Consider the following 18802-nt stretch of genomic DNA (forward strand, 5'->3'; position numbering starts at 1 on the left):
GAGTTATTCTCAACCCTTTTTCTAATATCAAAGAAAGGAAAAAATATGAAAAAAAAGAAGCAAAATAGGGCTTGGTTGCAAGTGGGGCTGGTCGCGGTTTTTATCATTGGAATCGTGATTGCACTGTATCCTTTCTATGTGGGAGCTTTGAATAATTTTATCGATCAATATCGGATCGGTAGGATCTCTAAGGAAAATAATGCGGCTAATCAAGCACAACTCAAAGCCTTACAGGAAAAGAATAAGCAAATATCACAAAATACGGCAAGTGATCCGTTTAAAAATGCCTCGGAATCAACTAAGACAAACTTAAAAGAGCATTTGATCGGTAATGTGATCATCCCTAAGATCAATGTCAATTTACCGTTGTTTGATACAACTAATAGTAAAACGATCCAATATGGGGCGGCCGTTTTAGATGGAACGTCATTTCCTGTCGGTGGTGTCGGTACGCACAGTGTTGTCTCAAGTCACCGTGGTTTACCTGAACGAAAGCTTTTTACCGACTTAAATAAGTTAAAAAAAGGCGACATCTTCATTTTTGAAGTGTATAACCAAAAAATCGCCTATGAGATCGAGTCGATCAAGACTGTTTTACCAACGGATACGTCTGTTTTAGCAGTCGAATCGGGGAGAGATATTGCCTCGCTACTGACGTGTACTCCATATATGTTAAATACACACCGCTTAGTCTTAAAGGGACATCGTGTGCCGTATACAGCTGAAATGGATCAACAAATCAAAGATACTGATCGTAACATTATGTTGCAACAAGGGTTGATCTTAGCTGGATGTGTGTTGTTATTTGGCTTTTTATTATATGTATTGTTTAAAACGATGCACGCAGCGATTTTACGTAAAAAGCATTTTGATTTAAGCTTTTACTGTGTTTCTGAGACTGGAGCACCACTTGCAGGGATCAAATTTGGGTTGTATGACAAAAAAGGTAAGAAAAATCTTTTGCGGGCACAAAAGCCGTATGTTGTTGCAAGCGATGCGACCGGTAAAGTTTCATTCACTGATTTACCAGGGGCTTTATACAGTGTAAAAGAACCAAATGCTAAACGTTCACAACGAATTATTGCTGGTATAAAGCAGAAAAGTCAAACTGCTGGCATGCTTTACCCACGGAAAAAACAAGCAAGTGTTATTAGTTACCTTAATGGAATCTTTAAATGGCGTCACAGATGAATTTGTTCGGTTTTTAGGTTACATTGTGTAAAATGTAAATTGTTTTTAAATTTAATTTTGTATAAAGTCGTACTTTTTATATTCTTAAAAATAAAATGTACGTCTTTTTTTATTGACGATATTTAGAGATTTTGTTATCTTATTATTGTGAAATAACGAATGAAATGTCTTTTGTGCTTTTAAAAAGTTCGTATTTAAATTAAAGGAGCAAGATGATCACCATGGGAGAAGTAATTTATACCGGAAAAGCAAAACAAATGTGGAGTACTGATGATCCAGAAGTATTACGGGTCGTGTATTTGGATCAAGCAACTGCGTTAAATGGTAAGAAAAAAGATGAGATCAAAGGTAAAGGTCAGATCAATAATGAAATCTCAACGCTTATTTTTGAGTATTTGACGCAAAAAGGATTAAAGACTCACTTTATTAAAAAGCTCTCTGCTACAGAAGAGTTAGTGCGTAAAGTTACGATCATTCCGCTTGAAGCAGTTACTCGCAATATTGCGACCGGGCATTTTGTTACTCGTTTTGGTATTGAAGATGGCACAGTCTTTAAAACACCAGTGGAAGAGACCTACTATAAAAGTGATGCCTTAGATGATCCTTTTATTAACGAATCACAGACATTAGCCTTAGGTTTAGCGACAAAAGAAGAGTTGGCTCAATTATGGGAACTTTCGCGTCAAGTTAATCAACTTTTATCAGCACTCTTTTTAAAAGCAAATATGATCTTAGTTGATTTCAAATTAGAGTTTGGACGTTTAAGTGATGGAACTTTAGTTTTAGCCGATGAATTTTCCCCTGATAATTGTCGTTTGTGGGATAAGGAAACTAAAGCCCATTTAGATAAAGATGTTTACCGCCAAGATCTAGGCGAGTTGACCCCAGTTTACGAAGAAGTTTTAAATCGCTTAAAAGTAGCTTTAGAGGAGGAAAAATAATGACAAACGTACGAATTTATGTAACTTATAAGGAATCAGTTTTTGACCCCCAAGGAGATACGATCAAACAAGCGATCCATGCACTTGGACACGATGAAGTTGCAGATGTAAAAGTTGGTAAATTTTTCGATGTTCAATTAGATCCGACTAAAAAAGATATTTCAACGGCAGTCAAAGAAATTGCCGAAGAACTATTGGTGAACTTTAACCTTGAAACTTATGAATATAAAGTGATGGAGGAAGTTTAATGAAAATCGCAGTCGTTGTCTTTCCAGGGTCTAATTGTGATATTGACCTTTATGAAGCCTTACACACGGTTTTAGGTGCCGATGTTGAATATGTGTCGCATAAATGTGAAGATCTCAGCGAGTTTGACGCAGTAATGCTTCCAGGTGGCTTTTCGTACGGTGATTATCTGCGTTGTGGTGCCATTGCACGTTTCTCAAAAGTGATGCCTGAGATCGTGCGTATGGCTAATGAAGGTAAGCCAGTTTTTGGAACTTGCAACGGTTTTCAAATTTTGACCGAAGCGGGATTATTGCCTGGCGCACTTAAGCAAAATAATAGCTTAAAGTTTGTGTGCAAGACAGTTCCGTTAGTCGTTGAAAATGTTCAAACACCATTTACTCATGAATATACGAATGGTGAAGTGATCAATTTGCCGATCGCTCACGCCGATGGAAGTTATTATGCTGATGAAGAAACGTTAGCGCAACTAGAAGAAAATGGTCAAGTTGTCTTTCGTTACGCCAAAGAAAATCCTAACGGTAGCTTGCATGACATCGCGGGGATCTGTAATGAACGGGGAAATGTGTTAGGGATGATGCCTCACCCAGAACGAGCAGTTGAAGCTTTGCTTGGCAATGAAGATGGCTTACGCGTCTTTAAATCATTATTGACATCAGGTACGGTCAAAACGGAGGGAAAATAATGGCTGAATTAACACCAAAAGAGATCCAAACTCTCAAACCATATCTTGAATGGGGCTTAACGCAAAAAGAATATGATTATATTTGCGACAAGTTATTACATCGCTTGCCTAACTATACCGAAACCGGCTTGTTTGCTGTCATGTGGAGTGAACATTGCTCTTACAAAAAATCAAAGCCTGTTTTACGATTGTTCCCCAATAAAAATGAACGCGTCTTGCAAGGCCCTGGTGAAGGGGCAGGGATCGTTGATATTGGCGATGATCTAGCCGTAGTTTTCAAAGCCGAAAGTCACAATCATCCTTCAGCAGTAGAACCATATGAAGGAGCTGCTACCGGTGTTGGCGGGATTTTACGTGATATTTTCAGTATGGGTGCTCGACCAATTGCTTCTTTGGACTCGTTACACTTTGGCGAGTTAACTGACGAACGGACAAAATATTTGGTCAATGGTGTGGTTGCCGGGATCGGTGGTTACGGTAACTGTATGGGAATTCCAACTGTCGGTGGTGAAATGACTTTTGATGATTGCTATCGTGGTAACTGTTTGGTCAATGCAATGAGCGTTGGTTTGATGGAACAAAAAGATATGCAAAAAGGTCGCGCTGCTGGAGTCGGTAATGCTGTGATCTATGTTGGCGCTAAAACTGGGCGTGACGGCATTCACGGAGCAACTTTTGCATCAAGTGATTTTAGCGATGAAAAAGAGACACAACGTTCGGCAGTCCAAGTTGGTAATCCATTTATGGAAAAGCTTTTAATGGAAGCTTGTCTAAAATTAACTCATGAACATGCTGATTGGTTGGTCGGAATCCAAGATATGGGTGCCGCAGGAATTGCATCATCATCTTGTGAGATGGCTTCAAAAGCCGGTAGTGGTTTAGTTTTAGAGTTAGAAAAAGTTCCTCAACGTGAAACTGAAATGACACCATACGAGATCATGTTGTCGGAATCCCAAGAAAGAATGCTCCTTTGTGTGCGTAAAGGCTATGAAGAAAATGTGATCAAACTGTTTAAAGAATTTGATTTGGAAGCCGTCGTGATTGGGCGTGTTACCGACGATGGGCAATATGTCTTGAAACATCATGGTGAAGTTGTGACTGATATTCCCGTTACAACATTAACTGACGATGTTTTAGAAGAACCTAGTGCAGAACAGATGCCTAAACGCTTAAAAGAAGCCAAAGAAATGGCACCTTGGACTCCAGATGTTACTGATGCTAAGCAAACATTACTTGCTTTATTGCAACAGCCAACGATTGCCTCTAAGGAAATGTTTACGCAAACTTACGATTCACAAGTACGGACAAGTACCGTCCTTGGCCCGGGAAGTGATGCTGGTGTCATGCGAATCAGAAAAACTAATAAGGCCTTAGCAATGACAACAGATGGTAATGGTCGCTTTGTTTACTTAGATCCTGAGATCGGTGGACAAATGGCAGTAGTAGAAGCTTGCGCCAATGTGATCTCTAGTGGCGCTTTACCATTAGCCATGACTGACTGCTTGAATTATGGTGATCCTAATGATCCAGAAATTTATTATGAATTACATCATTCAGTCGCTGGGATGGCAAAAGCATGTGAAGTCTTTGATACTCCGGTTATTTCGGGAAATGTTTCTTTATATAACGAAAATAACGGGGAAGCTATTTATGGAACACCTATGGTCGGGATGGTCGGTTTGATCGAAAATGTGAAACACATCATTTCATCGACTGTTAAGCAAGCTGGTGACTTATTATACTTAGTCGGTGTGAAGACAAAAGCTGATTTTGCGGGTAGTGAGTTACAAAAAATGCAAACTAAAAAAATTTTTGGTGCTTTAAATCCGGTTGAGTTAACGACGATCAATGATTACATGAAAAAACTCTTAACCACGATGCAAACCGGTTTAGTACAAAGTAGTCATGATGCCAGTGAAGGTGGCTTAGGTGTTTGTTTAGCCGAAACATTATTTGGCAGTGGCTTAGGCGCAAGTGTCGAACTGGACTTGACCAAAGAATTACTTTTCAGTGAAACTGCTGGTCGCTTTGTAGTCAGTGTCTCACCAAAAGATCAGGTAGCATTTGAAACTGCTTTAGGTGAATTTGCTACAAAAATCGGAGAAGTCACAGCGACAGAAAATCTAGCAGTAACTTTAACCGATGAAAACTTTAGTGTTCCAGTAGCAACAGCACAAAAATTATGGGAGGAAGCAATACCGTGTCTCATGAAATCAAAGGACTAAATGAAGAATGTGGTGTCTTCGGTGTCTTTAATACTAAGCGGGCCCATGAATTGACCTATTTTGGCTTGCATAGCTTGCAACATCGGGGGCAAGAAGGTGCAGGGATCGTCTCAAGTGATGGTAAACAATTAAAACAATTTAGAAATAAGGGTCTCTTATCTGAAGTCTTTGCTAATGAAGCTGATTTAGCGGCACTTGATGGGATATCAGCTATTGGACATGTACGTTACGCTACGAGTGGTAATGATTCGATCAATAACTTACAACCTTTCTTATTTAACTTTTATGATGGGGATGTTGCCTTAGCGCATAACGGAAATTTAACGAATGCTAAGACTTTGCGGAAACAACTTGAAGCACAAGGTGCAGTATTTCAATCAAATTCAGATACTGAGATCTTGATCCATTTGATCCGTCAAAAACGCGATAAAGACTTTGTCTCTGCTTTGAAAGCTAGTTTAAATGAAGTAAAAGGTGGTTTTGCTTTCTTATTACTACAAAAAGATCGGCTTTTTGCTGCGTTAGATCCTAACGGTTTTCGCCCCTTGTGCATCGGTCAATTGAAAAATGGAGCGTACGTTGTGGCCAGCGAAACTTGTGCGCTTGATATGTTAGGTGCAAAATTTGTGCGTGATGTTTTACCAGGAGAATTGATCATTATTGATAAAAATGGATTACAGATCGATCATTATACCACTGATACTGAGTTAGCGATCTGTTCAATGGAATATATTTACTTCGCCAGGCCAGATTCGATCATTCATGGGGTAAATGTTCATACTGCGCGCAAACAGATGGGGCGGTTATTAGCTAAGGAAAGTCCAGTTGATGCTGACATTGTGATCGGTGTTCCCAACTCTTCACTTTCAGCAGCTTCTGGCTTTGCCGAAGCAGCTAACTTGCCATACGAAATGGGATTGATCAAGAGTCAGTATGTTGCACGTACATTTATCCAACCGACTCAAGAATTACGTGAACGTGGCGTAAAACTCAAACTTTCAGCCGTTCGCGGTGTCGTTGAAGGTAAAAAAGTTGCAATCATTGATGACTCGATTGTCCGCGGAACCACATCTAAGCAGATCGTGAAATTGTTAAAAGAAGCTGGCGCAAAAGAAGTTCATATGCGAATTGCCTCCCCACCGTTAAGGTTTCCTTGCTTTTACGGAATTGATATTTCGACACGGGCTGAATTGATTGCTGCTGATCATAGTGTGGCAGAGATCAAAGAGTTGATCGGAGCAGATTCTTTAGAATTTTTAAGTACTGAAAGTCTGATCAAAGCAATTGCTATTCCTGGGGCTAAAGCAAGTAAAAATGGCGGTTTGACGGTAGCATATTTTGATGGCGATTATCCGACACCACTTTATGACTATGAAGCTGGTTACTTAGCTTCACTCAAACAACAAACGGAAAGGAAACTTTAATTATGGGGCGTTATGAAGAAGCTGGCGTTGATGTGAACGCTGGATATGAAATGGTCAAAAAAATCAAAGCAGATGTTAAATCGACTGAACGCCTAGGTATTTTAGGTGCCTTAGGCAGTTTTGGCGGAATGTTTGATTTAAGCACGTTAAATTTAACTGAACCAGTTCTTGTTTCTGGGACCGATGGAGTGGGCACAAAATTAATGATCGCTCAAATGCTTGATAAACACAATACAATTGGGATCGATTGTGTGGCAATGTGTGTGAATGATATTTTAGCTCAAGGTGCTGAACCGTTGTATTTTCTTGATTACATTGCAACGGGGAAAAATGAACCGGAAAAAATGGCGCAGATCGTTTCCGGTGTAGCTGAGGGGTGTCGTCAAGCAAGTGCTGCCTTGATCGGGGGCGAAACGGCAGAAATGCCTGATATGTATGCCAAAGAAGAATACGATCTAGCGGGCTTTGCTGTAGGAGCAGTTGAGAAAAAAGCAATTTTAGATGACAAGTTGCCCGAAGCAGGTATGGCTTTGATCGGTTTACCTTCAAATGGCTTACATTCAAATGGATTTTCGTTAGTAAGACAAATTTTATTTAAAGATCATCACGTTGATTTAGCTGAAAAACCGGCTCAATTGGCAGGACAAACTGTTGGAGAAGCGCTATTAGCACCAACAAAAATCTATGTAAAAGAAGTTTTACCGCTGATCAAGGCTGGTTTGATCAAGGGTGTTAGTCATATTACCGGTGGTGGTTTGATTGAAAATCTTCCTCGGATGTTTGGTGATGATCTGCAAGCCCAACTGAATCTTTCTTCGTGGGAAGTTCCAGGGATCTTTACGTATCTAAAGGAGATGGGAAATCTCGAATTAACGGATTGCCTCGAAACTTTTAACATGGGTATCGGACTAGTCTTGGCAGTTTCTTTGGCAGATGTTTCTCAAGTCGAACAAGAGTTAACTGCACAAGGAGAAAAATTTTACCAAATCGGAACTTTAGTCAAACGACCTGCAAACGAAGCTAAGATCGTGATCAATGTGTGAGGTGATTAGATGCGAGTAGCGATTTTTGCATCTGGAAATGGCACTAATTTTGAAGTTTTGGCTAAAAAGTTTAAAGCAGGTGAATTTAATGCTGAGTTAGCCTTACTGTTTAGTGATCATCCTGATGCCAAAGTGATCGAGCGGGCTAAAAAGTTAGCCGTTCCAGTTGAGACTTTTACGGTTAAAGAATGTGGTGGCAAACCACGTTACGAAGAAAAAATTTTAGAAATATTAGCTAAACATCAAATTGATTTTGTTGTTTTAGCTGGTTATATGCGAGTTTTAGGTCCAGATATTGTCAGTTCCTATGATCACAAGATCGTAAATCTTCATCCGGCATACTTACCTGAGTATCAAGGATTACACGCGATCGAGCGAGCTTATCAAGATCATGTTGAACATGGCAAAACACAAACTGGTGTCACAGTCCATTATGTCGATCAAGGGTTAGATACGGGACCGGCAATTTTACAAAAACATGTCCCTATTCAACCAGATGATACTTTGGAAACTTTAGAAGCACGTGTTCATGCGTGTGAATATGAATTATATCCGCAAGCACTAAAACAGATATTTTAAAAGGAGCGAATTTTTTTGAAGCGAGCATTGATCAGTCTTTCAGATAAAAGTGGAGTTGTTGAATTTGCCAAAGGCTTAGTTGAACATGATTTTGAGATCATTTCGACTGGTGGTACTAAAAAAATGTTAGATGAAGCTGGGATCAAAACGATCGCAGTCGAAGAGGTAACTCATTTTCCCGAAATTTTAGATGGGCGAGTTAAGACCCTCAATCCTTACATTCATGGAGGACTTTTAGGGCGGCGTGATGTGAAGTCACACGTTGAAACTATGGAAGAGTTAGCTATTGCTCCGATCGATTTAGTTTGCGTAAATCTTTATCCTTTCAAAGAAACGACCAGTGATGAAACAAAAGATTTTGCTGATGCAATCGAAAATATAGATATTGGTGGTCCTAGTATGCTTCGTTCAGCGGCTAAGAACTTCAATGATGTAACCGTGGTGGTCGATAAAGCCGACTATGCGACCGTTTTAGCCGAACTAAATGAGCACCAAACCACGACCTTAGAAACAAGAAAACGTTTAGCCGCTAAGGCGTTTCGCTATACAGCAAGTTATGACGCTCTAATCGCACAATACTTAAACCACGAAATTGAACTTTTAGCTCCAGAAAAATTAACCTTGACTTATGATTTAGAGGATACGATGCGCTATGGTGAAAATTCCCATCAACCAGCATGGTTCTATCAAGATGCTTTACCTAAAAAATATGCGATCACGGCTGCTAAACAATTAAATGGTAAGCAACTTTCCTACAATAATATCAAAGATGCTGATGCTGCTTTACGGATCGCACGTGAATTTGAAGGTCCAGCAGTTGTAGCTTTAAAACATATGAACCCATGTGGAATCGGACAAGCAGAAACGATCGAAGCAGCGTGGGATCTAGCCCATGCTGCCGATCCAATCTCGATTTTTGGAGGAATCATTGTCTTAAATCGCACGGTTGATCAAAAAACAGCTGCAAAGATGCATAAATTGTTTTTAGAAATTATTATTGCACCTGATTTTGAACCAGAAGCGTTAGAAATCTTAAAACAAAAGAAAAATCTCCGCTTATTGCAATTAGATTTTAGTGCTAAAGATGAAACTCCAGGCTTTGAAACAGTTTCGGTGATGGGGGGACTCTTAGTGCAAGCTCAAGATATGACCTTAGAAGATCCAACCAAATGGACTTTAGTGACTAAAACTGCACCAACAGAAGCTCAAAAAGAAGCATTGTTGTTAGCTCTAAAAGCAGTTAAACATACTAAGTCTAATGCAATTGTGGTCGCCAATACTAAAAGAACGCTTGGAATCGGGGCAGGTCAGCCAAACCGAATTGATTCCACTAAAATTGCGATCGCACACGCCAAAAATGATATTGATGACGAAACCGTCTTAGCTTCTGATGCGTTCTTCCCAATGGATGACTGTGTTGAATATGCTGCCCAAAACGGTATCAAAGCAATCATTCAACCTGGTGGCTCGATCCGTGATGAAGATTCGATCAAAATGGCGGATAGATATGGCATCGCAATGTTGACTACGGGAATCCGTCATTTCAGACATTAGTTGAGGTATGAATAATGAAAGATAAGCTAAAAGTATTAGTTGTCGGTTCGGGTGGACGTGAGCATGCAATCGCCAAGAAACTCCTAGCTAGTCCTAAGGTTGCCCAAGTTTTTTGTGCACCAGGTAATCCTGGAATGACGCTAGATGGAATCAACCTTGTATCGATTTCAGAATTGGATTTTGATGCATTAAAAGGTTTTTGTTATGAAGAGGAAATCGCTTGGACTTTTGTCGGACCCGAAAATGCACTTGTAGCAGGAATTGTGGATTCGTTTGAAAAAGATGGCTTTAAAATCTTTGGTCCAGCGAAGGATGCTGCAATGCTCGAAGGTTCTAAAGATTTTGCGATGCGTTTCATGAATAAATATGAAGTTCCGACTGCTTATTTTGAAACTTTTCAAAATTCTGAAGCTGCAATTTTAGCTCTAGCTGATTTTGCCGAACCAATTGTTATTAAAGCCGATGGTCTAGCAGCTGGTAAGGGAGTCGTAATCGCGCCTACTAAAGAACAAGCTAAAAAAGAGATCAAGTTAATGTTTAAAAAAGGTCAAAAGCAGATCGTATTGTCTGAATTTTTAGCTGGACAAGAGTATTCCTTATTTGTTGCAGTTGGTCGTAAAGATTATCAGATTTTACCGATGGCTCAAGATCATAAACGAGCTTTCGACAATGATCAAGGTCCTAATACTGGTGGAATGGGAGCTTACAGCCCTTTACCACAGTTACCCAAACACGATTATCAACGCATGTTGACCGAAGTGGTTGAGCCTACGATTGCTGGTTTGCGCCAAGAAAATTTTGATTATTGTGGAATTTTATACATCGGGTTGATCATGACAGCTAAGGGTCCAAAAGTTATTGAATATAATGTTCGGTTAGGTGATCCTGAAACACAAGTTGTTTTACCACGAATCGCTTCTGATTTTGCAATGTTGATTGATGCTGCCGTAGAAGGTCAAAAGCTTCCCGAAGTTGTAGCAACAAACGATGCCTGTTTAGGTGTAATCGTGGCTGCCAAAGGTTATCCAGGTGAGTATCATAAGGGCCAAGCATTGCCAACGCTTGAGAGCATTGATGATGTCACACTTGATTTTGCAAATGTTAGTGAAAATGATCATAGTGAGCAACTGCGTGCAAATGGTGGCCGACTTTTGACGGTTCTAGCTAAAGCCAAAGATTTAACAACTGCCCAAAAATTAGTTTACGACTATCTTGGGCAACATGAATTTATTGACTGCTATTACCGACAAGATATTGGTAAAAAGGCAACACATAAAAGTGCTAAAGATTTCTGATGTTTAACAGCCATTCGCTGCAATGGCTGTTTTTTACTAGTCGTTGACGGAAAAGAGACTAGATGGTATGTTTTGATTTGAAAGTTGAGGCGAGTGAGATTGAGTAATTTTATGTATCAAGCTTTTAGTGAAGTTGCTAAGCAAAAAGCATTTATTACGGCGGCTAAAGTTTTGAATGTAACGCCTTCTGCGATCAGTCATTCTATCAATGGCTTGGAAAAAGAATTAGGATTTGCCCTTTTTTTCAGAAATCGTAACGGTGTGCAATTAACTTCTGCTGGCGAAAAGATCCTTCCGATTGTGAGAGAAATTTTAAATACCGAAGATAAGTTATTAGAAGAAGCAGCTCGGATCAATGGTTTAGATCAAGGGAGATTACGAATAGGGGCTTTTAGTAGTGTTTGTATTAATTGGTTACCGGATATGATCAATACGTTTAAACAGGAATATCCTGAAATAGAGATCTCAGTCTGGCAAGGTGATTTTAATGAAGTTATTCAACAAATCAAGTTAGGTGAACTAGATATAGGTTTTTCAGCGCTACCGATCAAAGAAAATTTGGAAGTTTTACCGTTGTATCGCGACGAAATCTATTGTGTTGCACCTGAAGGATTTGAGCCCCGAGACAAAAAAGCAGTTGTTGCAGCCGATGTTGCGGATAAAACATTTATTTTGCAAGAAATAGATTATGACCGTAATACTAAAGCTGCCTTAGACGCTTACGACGTTCCTGCTAATTCTTTACAATATAGTATTGACGATGCTTCGATCATTGCAATGGTCGAATCGGGATTAGGGCTAGGGATTTTACCTGACTTAGCTTTACAAAAACTTTCTGGAAATGTGGTACGTTATCCATTTTCCAAACGCCATTTTAGGACGATTGCTTTAGTGACTCATTCTAAGGCGCAACAAACACCTTCGACGCGAGCTTTTATTGAAATCGTAACGGCTTATTTGACTGAACGCTATGGTAAATTAAGTGATCAAGTATGAATTTTCTAACTTTTGGTAATAACTCAAAATTTCTTGGCTTATTTGCTTGCATCTAAGATTGAATTTTGATAATATTCTTAGGACATTGCCAGACAAAGTAGGTGAATATTGATCATGGAAACAAAATTAAAAGTGGGCGACAAAGTAACATGCGATAAATTTGCTTCGTTGACACACAATTTTGTGGGCTCAATCGAAAAAATATACGAAAACTCTGCCGTGGTAGAAATTTTAGAACATCATAAAGATGATACGGTAGTTGTTAGCGATTTTCATAATCGTGCTGTCGTTGCTTTGAATCATATGAAAAAAATATCTGCATAAAGTGATGACAAACAGAGATAAAGGTGCTATAATAATCTCTGTTGTCGCGGGTGTAGTTTAGTGGTAAAATCCCAGCTTCCCAAGCTGATGTCGCGAGTTCGATTCTCGTCACCCGCTTCAAGGTCATCTCTAGTATTTTACTAGGGATGTTTTTTTAACTTAACTCTGAACATAGAAGAGGAGTAACTTGTAGCGATACTAAGCGAGTCTGGGAGGGTGAAAGCCAGATTATTTAAGCAAGCGAAGCGCGCTTCTTAGGAGCAATTAAATATTAAGTGGATCTAGATCAAAAAGAGTGGTACCGCGGGAAAATCTCGTCTCTTGCAAAGCGTAAGTAACGCTGAGCAAGAGGCTTTTTGTTTTTTAGGAGGTAAAGTATGAAAGATTACAAGCAATTAGTTGCACAAGCTGTGTATACAGCAATTGATGGTCAGTTAAGTGAAGAAGAGATCATGGCTAAGATCGAACGTCCTAAAGCTTTAAATTTAGGTGATTATGCATTTCCAGCATTCGTTTTAGCTAAAGTTTTGCGTAAAGCACCGCAAATGATCGCGCAAGAATTAGTCGAAAAAATCGATAAAACAGGCTTTGAAAAAATCGAAGCGGTTGGACCTTATGTGAATTTCTTCTTAGATAAAGCCGAATTTAGTGCTGACATCTTAAATGATGTCTTAGTTAACAAAGAACACTTTGGTGATGCTACTACAGGTGAAAATCGTCAAGTTCCGATCGATATGTCTTCACCTAATATTGCCAAGCCAATGTCAATGGGACATTTGCGCTCGACTGTCATCGGTAATTCAATTGCTTTGTTGATGGAAAAATCAGGCTATAAGCCAGTTAAAATCAACCACTTAGGCGATTGGGGCACACAATTTGGTAAATTGATGCGTGCTTATGAACTCTGGGGAAGTGAAGAAGAAGTTAAAAATGACCCGATCAATTCACTTTTAGGATATTATGTCCGCTTCCACAAAGAAGACGTTGAGAACCCAGAATTGGATGAAGAAGCACGTGATTGGTTCAAACGTTTAGAAGATGGCGATGAAGAAGCTACCCGTTTATGGAAATGGTTCCGTGAAGAATCACTTAAAGCCTTTACTACTGTATATGATCGTTTAGGAATCGAATTTGATTCTTATAATGGTGAAGCTTTCTACAACGATAAGATGGATGAAGTGGTAGAGATCTTAGAAGATAAAGGCCTCTTACAAGAAAGTCAAGGTGCGCAAATCGTAGATCTTTCAGAATATGATTTAAACCCAGCTTTGATCAAAAAGACTGATGGAGCAACACTTTACATCACACGTGATTTAGCGGCTGCTATTTACCGCAAGCGGACATATGACTTTGCTCAATCACTTTATGTTGTAGGGAATGAACAATCTAACCACTTTAAACAATTAAAGGCTGTCTTAAAAGAAATGGGTTATGACTGGTCAGATGACATTCATCACATCCCATTTGGCTTGATCACACAAGGTGGTAAAAAATTATCAACTCGTTCTGGTCGGGTGATCTTGTTAGAAAAAGTTTTAGATGATGCGGTCAGTTTAGCACAAGAACAAATTGAAACTAAAAACCCTAGTTTGGCTAATAAAGAACAAGTAGCCGAAGAAGTTGGGGTTGGGGCTGTTATTTTCCATGACCTTAAAAATGAACGCTTGAATAACTTTGACTTTGATTTAGAAGAAGTTGTTCGTTTTGAAGGTGAAACTGGTCCATATGTACAATATTCACATGCACGTGCAATGAGTATTTTACGTAAGGCTGGAGTCAAAGAGATCGATCCAAGTAAGGCTTATCGTTTAACTGACGAAAATGCTTGGGAAACATTGCGTCTTTTAGGCGATTTCCCTGAAACAGTTGCGCGCGCAGTTGCTGAATATGAACCATCCGTAATTGCAAAATATGCGATCCACTTAGCAAAAGCATTTAATAAATACTATGCACATTCGAAGATCTTAGTGGAAGATGATCAATTAGAAGCACGTTTAGCTTTAGTTGCTAGCGTGGCAGAAGTATTAAAAGAATCATTGCGTTTATTAGGTGTTAGTGCACCAGATGAAATGTAGTAAATAGACTATTAAGTCGGTATTAATTGGGAGCTTTCTCATTTAATGCCGACTTTTTGAATTTTCGATTACAAAAAAATTATTAATATATAAGTTATTTTATGGAGGTTAAATGATAGACTAAAGAAAAATATAATAAAAAGAAGGTGATCGGCTTGGGAGTTTATAGAAGAGATGAGCGCCAAGTAGTGGTCAATGCTTTTTTAGAACGCTTAACTACACTAGGGGAGCTTGAGCGCAAGTATTTTTCTAAAAATTGTCATGTACGTGATTGTAAGTACAATGAAGAAATTAAATTTAATGACCAAGATGTTGGGGGAATTTGTTATTTTATTAGTGGTTTAGGAGCACTTCGAATATATGATTATGAACAACAAAAGTTAAACTATATTGCATTTTGTCGTCCAAATGAACCATATTTTATCGAAAAAGATGCCAAAGAAGAATTAGTCGCGTTTGATGATAATGTAGTTTATATTTTGATCCCAGCTTTTGCAGTTAAGCATTTAAGAGAGTATTCAACTGCTTTTAACCAAATATTGATAAATGATATGATAAATTTAGTTAACCGCGAAAAATTGTTTAACAGTTATTGTTATACTACTCCCATGAATTTGCGCGTAGAACGAATATTGTTGTATTTAGCATTTTTTTACGGTGTTAAGCAAGAACAAAGTTGGCTCAGGTTGCCACGCCGGATCGATCAAAGTGTGGTAGCCTCGTTTGCACGGGCTTCATTGTCAACGGTTAATCAAATCATTGATGAACTTTGTCGCCGTGGGATCTTAAAAAAAGGCCGGCGCAAGTTGATGTTAACGCAAGTTGCCGTTGAACAATTTTCTAAGCAGACATTTTTTCGAAATTTGCTAAAATAACAACAATTTGCTTGTCATAAAAAGTTTGCTAAAATAATAGTAAGATCTGCTTTAAGTTACGAGGTGTATTTTTTGAAAAAAGAATTACGACAAGAAAAAATTGAACAGTTGATCAATCAACGAATCATTTCTAATCAAGAAGAACTTATGCAAGCACTAAAAGAAATGGGAATTACTGCCACTCAAGCGACGATCTCACGTGATATTCGAGAAATGCAGATCGTAAAGCAACAAGATGGCGATGGCAATCTAAGATACTTTATTTTTAAGGCTAATAACCAATCAGAACAAGATAAATTATATAAAGCGATCAATGACTCAGTTACTTCGATCACCTTGGTCGAGTTTATGAACGTGATCCACACGACACCACGCAATGCTAACGTACTAGCAGCGATTTTGGATGACCTAGCGCTATCTGATATTGCGGGGACGATCGCTGGATTTGATACGTTGGTAGTCATTAGCCCCACAAAAGAAAGTGCACAAAACGTTAATGCGATGTTTAATGAGCATGTAGACCTAGACAATTTATTATAGATAGTAAAGCAAGTGACCAAAAGGGTTCACTTGCTTTTATTAGATTAGAGTTATTGTTAAATTTGAATTATTATTAAATTTCAACTATTTTTTGTCTAAAAGCATGACGATATGCTAAGATTATATTTGCTCAGACTGAATTTAACAGAAAAGGAATTTTGAGATGAATGATTTTTTGAAAAAATTACGTCGAAATTTTTTACACTATGGAGGTATTTTTTGGACTTGGCTGAAAGCTAAGTTTCATCGTTATCAAATTTGGCGTTGGTTAGTAGCACTAACATTAACTGTTTTTTTATGTATGAGTATTTATCTGACATATGTTGCCAAAACCGCAAATGTTAAAGAATTAAAAAATACATTAGAGCAAGCAACAGAAATTTATGACAATAGTGATCAAAAAGCAGGGTATTTATATTCACAAAAGGGAACGTGGACTTCGATCAATAATATTTCACCTAATGTTATTAATGCTGTCTTATCGACCGAAGATAGAAATTTTTATAATGAATATGGTTTCTCACTCAAAGGGATCGCCCGTGCTAGTTTAATGTATGTAAAAAATAAATTAACTGGTAATAGTTCGATCAGTGGTGGGGGAAGTACTTTGACACAGCAATTGGTCAAAAATGCCTTTCTTTCCCAAGAACAGACTTTTTCACGGAAAGCGAAAGAAATTTTTATCGCAATGCAAGTTGAAAATGTCTATACTAAAAAAGAAATTTTAGCAATGTATTTAAATCATGCTTATTTTGGCAATGGTGTCTGGGGAATCGGTGATGCCGCTAAGAAATATTTTGGGGTAAGTGCAAGTGAATTGACGGTTCCCCAAGCGGCTACCTTAGCAGGGATGCTAACTAGTCCAAATGCGTATAACCCGATTGATCATCCCGCTGCAGCCAAAAAACGACGCAATGTCGTCTTGAGCTTAATGGTAGAGAATAATAAATTAACAGCTGAGCAAGCTAAACAATATCAAGCAACTGCGATGGTAACCAAAGATACGTATGTTTATAACTCGGGTTATAAATATCCTTATTACTTTGATGCTGTCATTTCCGAAGCTATTGAGCAATATGGGTTAAGTGAATCTGATATTATGAATCGTGGTTATAAGATCTATACAACACTTAACCAAAATTATCAAACTAAGATGCAAGAAGATTTTTCTGATTCAACTTTATTCCCACAAAATGCAAGTGATGGAACTCAGGCTCAAGGTGCTTCAATTGCAATTGATCCAACTACTGGTGGGGTTGCAGCGCTTATCGGTGGACGTGAAGAAAACCATGTCTTTCGTGGGTATAATCGTAGTACTCAGTTAGTTCGTTCACCGGGCTCAACGATCAAGCCATTAGCCGTCTATGCCCCAGCATTGACCAAGGGATATCATTATGATACTGAATTGCCAGATGAATTAAAATCTTACGGGACTGATAAGTATACGCCACATAACTGGAATGAAGTTTATAGTGGTGAATTACCGATGTATCAAGCGATTGCTGAAAGTAAAAATACTTCGGCGGTATGGTTGTTAAATAAGATCGGTGTAAAAACAGGTTATAACTGGGTCGAAAAATTTGGCATCACGCTTGATTCATCTGACGCTAACTTGAGCTTAGCTTTAGGTGGGTTAAAGAAAGGCGTTTCGCCATATCAAATTGCTAGTGCCTATACAGTTTTTGCCAATAATGGTGTTCGTTATCAACCGCATTTGATCAGAAAAATCGTTGATGCTTCTGGCAATACGATCGTTGATAATACTAAAGTTCAATCAACTAAAGTCATGTCTAAATCAAATGCAAATGAAATGACAAGTATGCTGATTGATGTCTATAAGATCGGAACTGGTGCCAGTGCTAAACCATCGGGCTATACAATTGCCGGGAAAACAGGTTCGACTGAAGGAAATGGGACCGATTCATCTACGGCTGAAACCGACCACTGGTACGTTGGCTATACACCAGATGTGGTTGTTGCTACTTGGGTCGGCTTTGACTCAAGCAAGTATTCGATCGAAAATGCAGGAACACGTGGCGGTTCCGCGCTCTTTAAGACGCTGATGGAAGACATCTTGCCTTATACTAAGGGGACTCAGTTTAGTGTAAAAGCTGCTTCAACTTTGGCGGCAGAAAACAGTACTGATACGGATGATACAAGTAGCAGTAGTTCTTCGGATAGTTTATGGGATACAATCAAAAACGCCGGTCAACAAGTTGAAGAAGGTGCTTCTAATTTGAAGGATTCTGCTAGCTCTTGGTTGCAAAAAGGTAAGGATGCCTTAAATAGTTTATTTGGTAATTAAATTTAGGTGTTAGTTGAAACATTTTAGGTCTATCTGCGGTATAATAAAGTTATTAAATTTAAAGGAGAGTTAGTTATGGTAAATATTTACGATACAGCTAATCAATTAGAAAGTGATTTAAAAGAAACACAACAATATAAGGATCTCCAAACTGCTTATGAAGCATTGAAAGCTGATGAAGCTGCTTATGCTTGCTTCAAAGAATTGCAAGGTTTACAAGAAGAAATGCAACACAAGCAAATGCAAGGCAATATCACGGAAGAAGATTTCAAGAAGCTTCAAGCTGCTGGCGAAAAAGCAAAAGACTTTGAAACATTACAACAATTAATGTTAAAAGAACAAGCTTTAAGCATGTTGATGGACGAATTGAGCCAAATCATTTTCCAACCGGTACAAGAGTTGTATCGTGACTAATTATCGCTAGAGTACGCTGGTTATCAGCGTGCTCTTTTTATTAGCTTTCTAAAATTTCTGCACAAGGTCAGAAAGTGTGTTACAGTTAGA

The 18802-nt window shown here is 38.6% G+C and carries 17 protein-coding genes and 1 tRNA gene; all 18 read left to right on the forward strand.

Going from position 1 to position 18802, the window contains the following annotated elements; translation table 11 throughout:
* Positions 1-45: 45 nt before the first annotated feature.
* The 18 genes from FC32_RS06500 (at position 46) to FC32_RS06585 (ending at position 18712) form a co-directional block, all read left to right on the forward strand.
* Positions 46-1191, forward strand: a complete 1146-nt coding sequence (locus FC32_RS06500) for a class C sortase (protein ID WP_056957334.1) — start codon at positions 46-48, stop codon at positions 1189-1191.
* Between the two features lie 221 nt (positions 1192-1412).
* Positions 1413-2132 carry a phosphoribosylaminoimidazolesuccinocarboxamide synthase gene (gene purC, locus FC32_RS06505; protein ID WP_025087128.1) on the forward strand — a complete coding sequence of 240 codons (720 nt, stop codon included), beginning with the start codon at positions 1413-1415 and terminating at the stop codon, positions 2130-2132.
* Complete coding sequence (purS, locus tag FC32_RS06510; protein ID WP_025087127.1) at positions 2132-2380, forward strand: phosphoribosylformylglycinamidine synthase subunit PurS; 249 nt, start codon at positions 2132-2134, stop codon at positions 2378-2380. The genes purC and purS overlap by 1 nt, the downstream gene beginning before the upstream one ends.
* A complete protein-coding gene (purQ, locus tag FC32_RS06515) occupies positions 2380-3063 on the forward strand; it encodes a phosphoribosylformylglycinamidine synthase subunit PurQ (protein WP_025087126.1) in 684 nt (227 codons plus the stop codon). Before purS ends, purQ begins: the two co-directional genes overlap by 1 nt.
* A complete protein-coding gene (gene purL / locus FC32_RS06520) occupies positions 3060-5288 on the forward strand; it encodes a phosphoribosylformylglycinamidine synthase subunit PurL (protein ID WP_025087125.1) in 2229 nt (742 codons plus the stop codon). The genes purQ and purL overlap by 4 nt, the downstream gene beginning before the upstream one ends.
* Positions 5264-6712, forward strand: coding sequence for an amidophosphoribosyltransferase (purF, locus tag FC32_RS06525; protein ID WP_025087124.1), 1449 nt, complete (start codon positions 5264-5266; stop codon positions 6710-6712). The genes purL and purF overlap by 25 nt, the downstream gene beginning before the upstream one ends.
* Positions 6713-6714: 2 nt before the next feature.
* Positions 6715-7755, forward strand: a complete 1041-nt coding sequence (gene purM, locus FC32_RS06530; RefSeq protein WP_025087123.1) for a phosphoribosylformylglycinamidine cyclo-ligase — start codon at positions 6715-6717, stop codon at positions 7753-7755.
* A 9-nt stretch (positions 7756-7764) separates the two neighbouring features.
* Positions 7765-8334 carry a phosphoribosylglycinamide formyltransferase gene (gene purN / locus FC32_RS06535; RefSeq protein WP_035459769.1) on the forward strand — a complete coding sequence of 190 codons (570 nt, stop codon included), beginning with the start codon at positions 7765-7767 and terminating at the stop codon, positions 8332-8334.
* 15 nt (positions 8335-8349) lie between these two features.
* Positions 8350-9888, forward strand: a complete 1539-nt coding sequence (purH, locus tag FC32_RS06540) for a bifunctional phosphoribosylaminoimidazolecarboxamide formyltransferase/IMP cyclohydrolase (protein ID WP_025087132.1) — start codon at positions 8350-8352, stop codon at positions 9886-9888.
* A gap of 14 nt (positions 9889-9902) precedes the next feature.
* Positions 9903-11183: a phosphoribosylamine--glycine ligase gene (gene purD / locus FC32_RS06545; RefSeq protein WP_025087122.1), complete on the forward strand. Its 1281-nt coding sequence runs from the start codon at positions 9903-9905 to the stop codon at positions 11181-11183.
* 99 nt (positions 11184-11282) lie between these two features.
* A complete protein-coding gene (locus tag FC32_RS06550) occupies positions 11283-12179 on the forward strand; it encodes a LysR family transcriptional regulator (RefSeq protein ID WP_025087121.1) in 897 nt (298 codons plus the stop codon).
* Between the two features lie 114 nt (positions 12180-12293).
* Complete coding sequence (locus tag FC32_RS06555; protein WP_025087120.1) at positions 12294-12503, forward strand: hypothetical protein; 210 nt, start codon at positions 12294-12296, stop codon at positions 12501-12503.
* 46 nt (positions 12504-12549) lie between these two features.
* Positions 12550-12620, forward strand: a tRNA-Gly gene (locus FC32_RS06560).
* Positions 12621-12880: 260 nt separating this feature from the next.
* Positions 12881-14578: an arginine--tRNA ligase gene (gene argS / locus FC32_RS06565; RefSeq protein WP_025087119.1), complete on the forward strand. Its 1698-nt coding sequence runs from the start codon at positions 12881-12883 to the stop codon at positions 14576-14578.
* 155 nt (positions 14579-14733) lie between these two features.
* The gene (locus FC32_RS06570; protein WP_025087118.1) at positions 14734-15453 is read left to right on the forward strand and encodes a cyclic nucleotide-binding domain-containing protein; all 720 of its coding nucleotides are present in this window, start codon (positions 14734-14736) and stop codon (positions 15451-15453) included.
* A 72-nt stretch (positions 15454-15525) separates the two neighbouring features.
* Positions 15526-15993 (forward strand): arginine repressor, encoded by a 468-nt coding sequence (gene argR, locus FC32_RS06575; RefSeq protein WP_025087117.1) that lies wholly within the window; start codon positions 15526-15528, stop codon positions 15991-15993.
* Positions 15994-16156: 163 nt separating this feature from the next.
* Positions 16157-18298, forward strand: a complete 2142-nt coding sequence (locus FC32_RS06580; protein WP_025087116.1) for a PBP1A family penicillin-binding protein — start codon at positions 16157-16159, stop codon at positions 18296-18298.
* A gap of 75 nt (positions 18299-18373) precedes the next feature.
* Positions 18374-18712 carry a YlbF family regulator gene (locus tag FC32_RS06585; RefSeq protein WP_025087115.1) on the forward strand — a complete coding sequence of 113 codons (339 nt, stop codon included), beginning with the start codon at positions 18374-18376 and terminating at the stop codon, positions 18710-18712.
* Positions 18713-18802: the final 90 nt, after the last annotated feature.

This window comes from Ligilactobacillus apodemi DSM 16634 = JCM 16172, from assembly GCF_001434405.1.
Classification (GTDB): domain Bacteria; phylum Bacillota; class Bacilli; order Lactobacillales; family Lactobacillaceae; genus Ligilactobacillus; species Ligilactobacillus apodemi.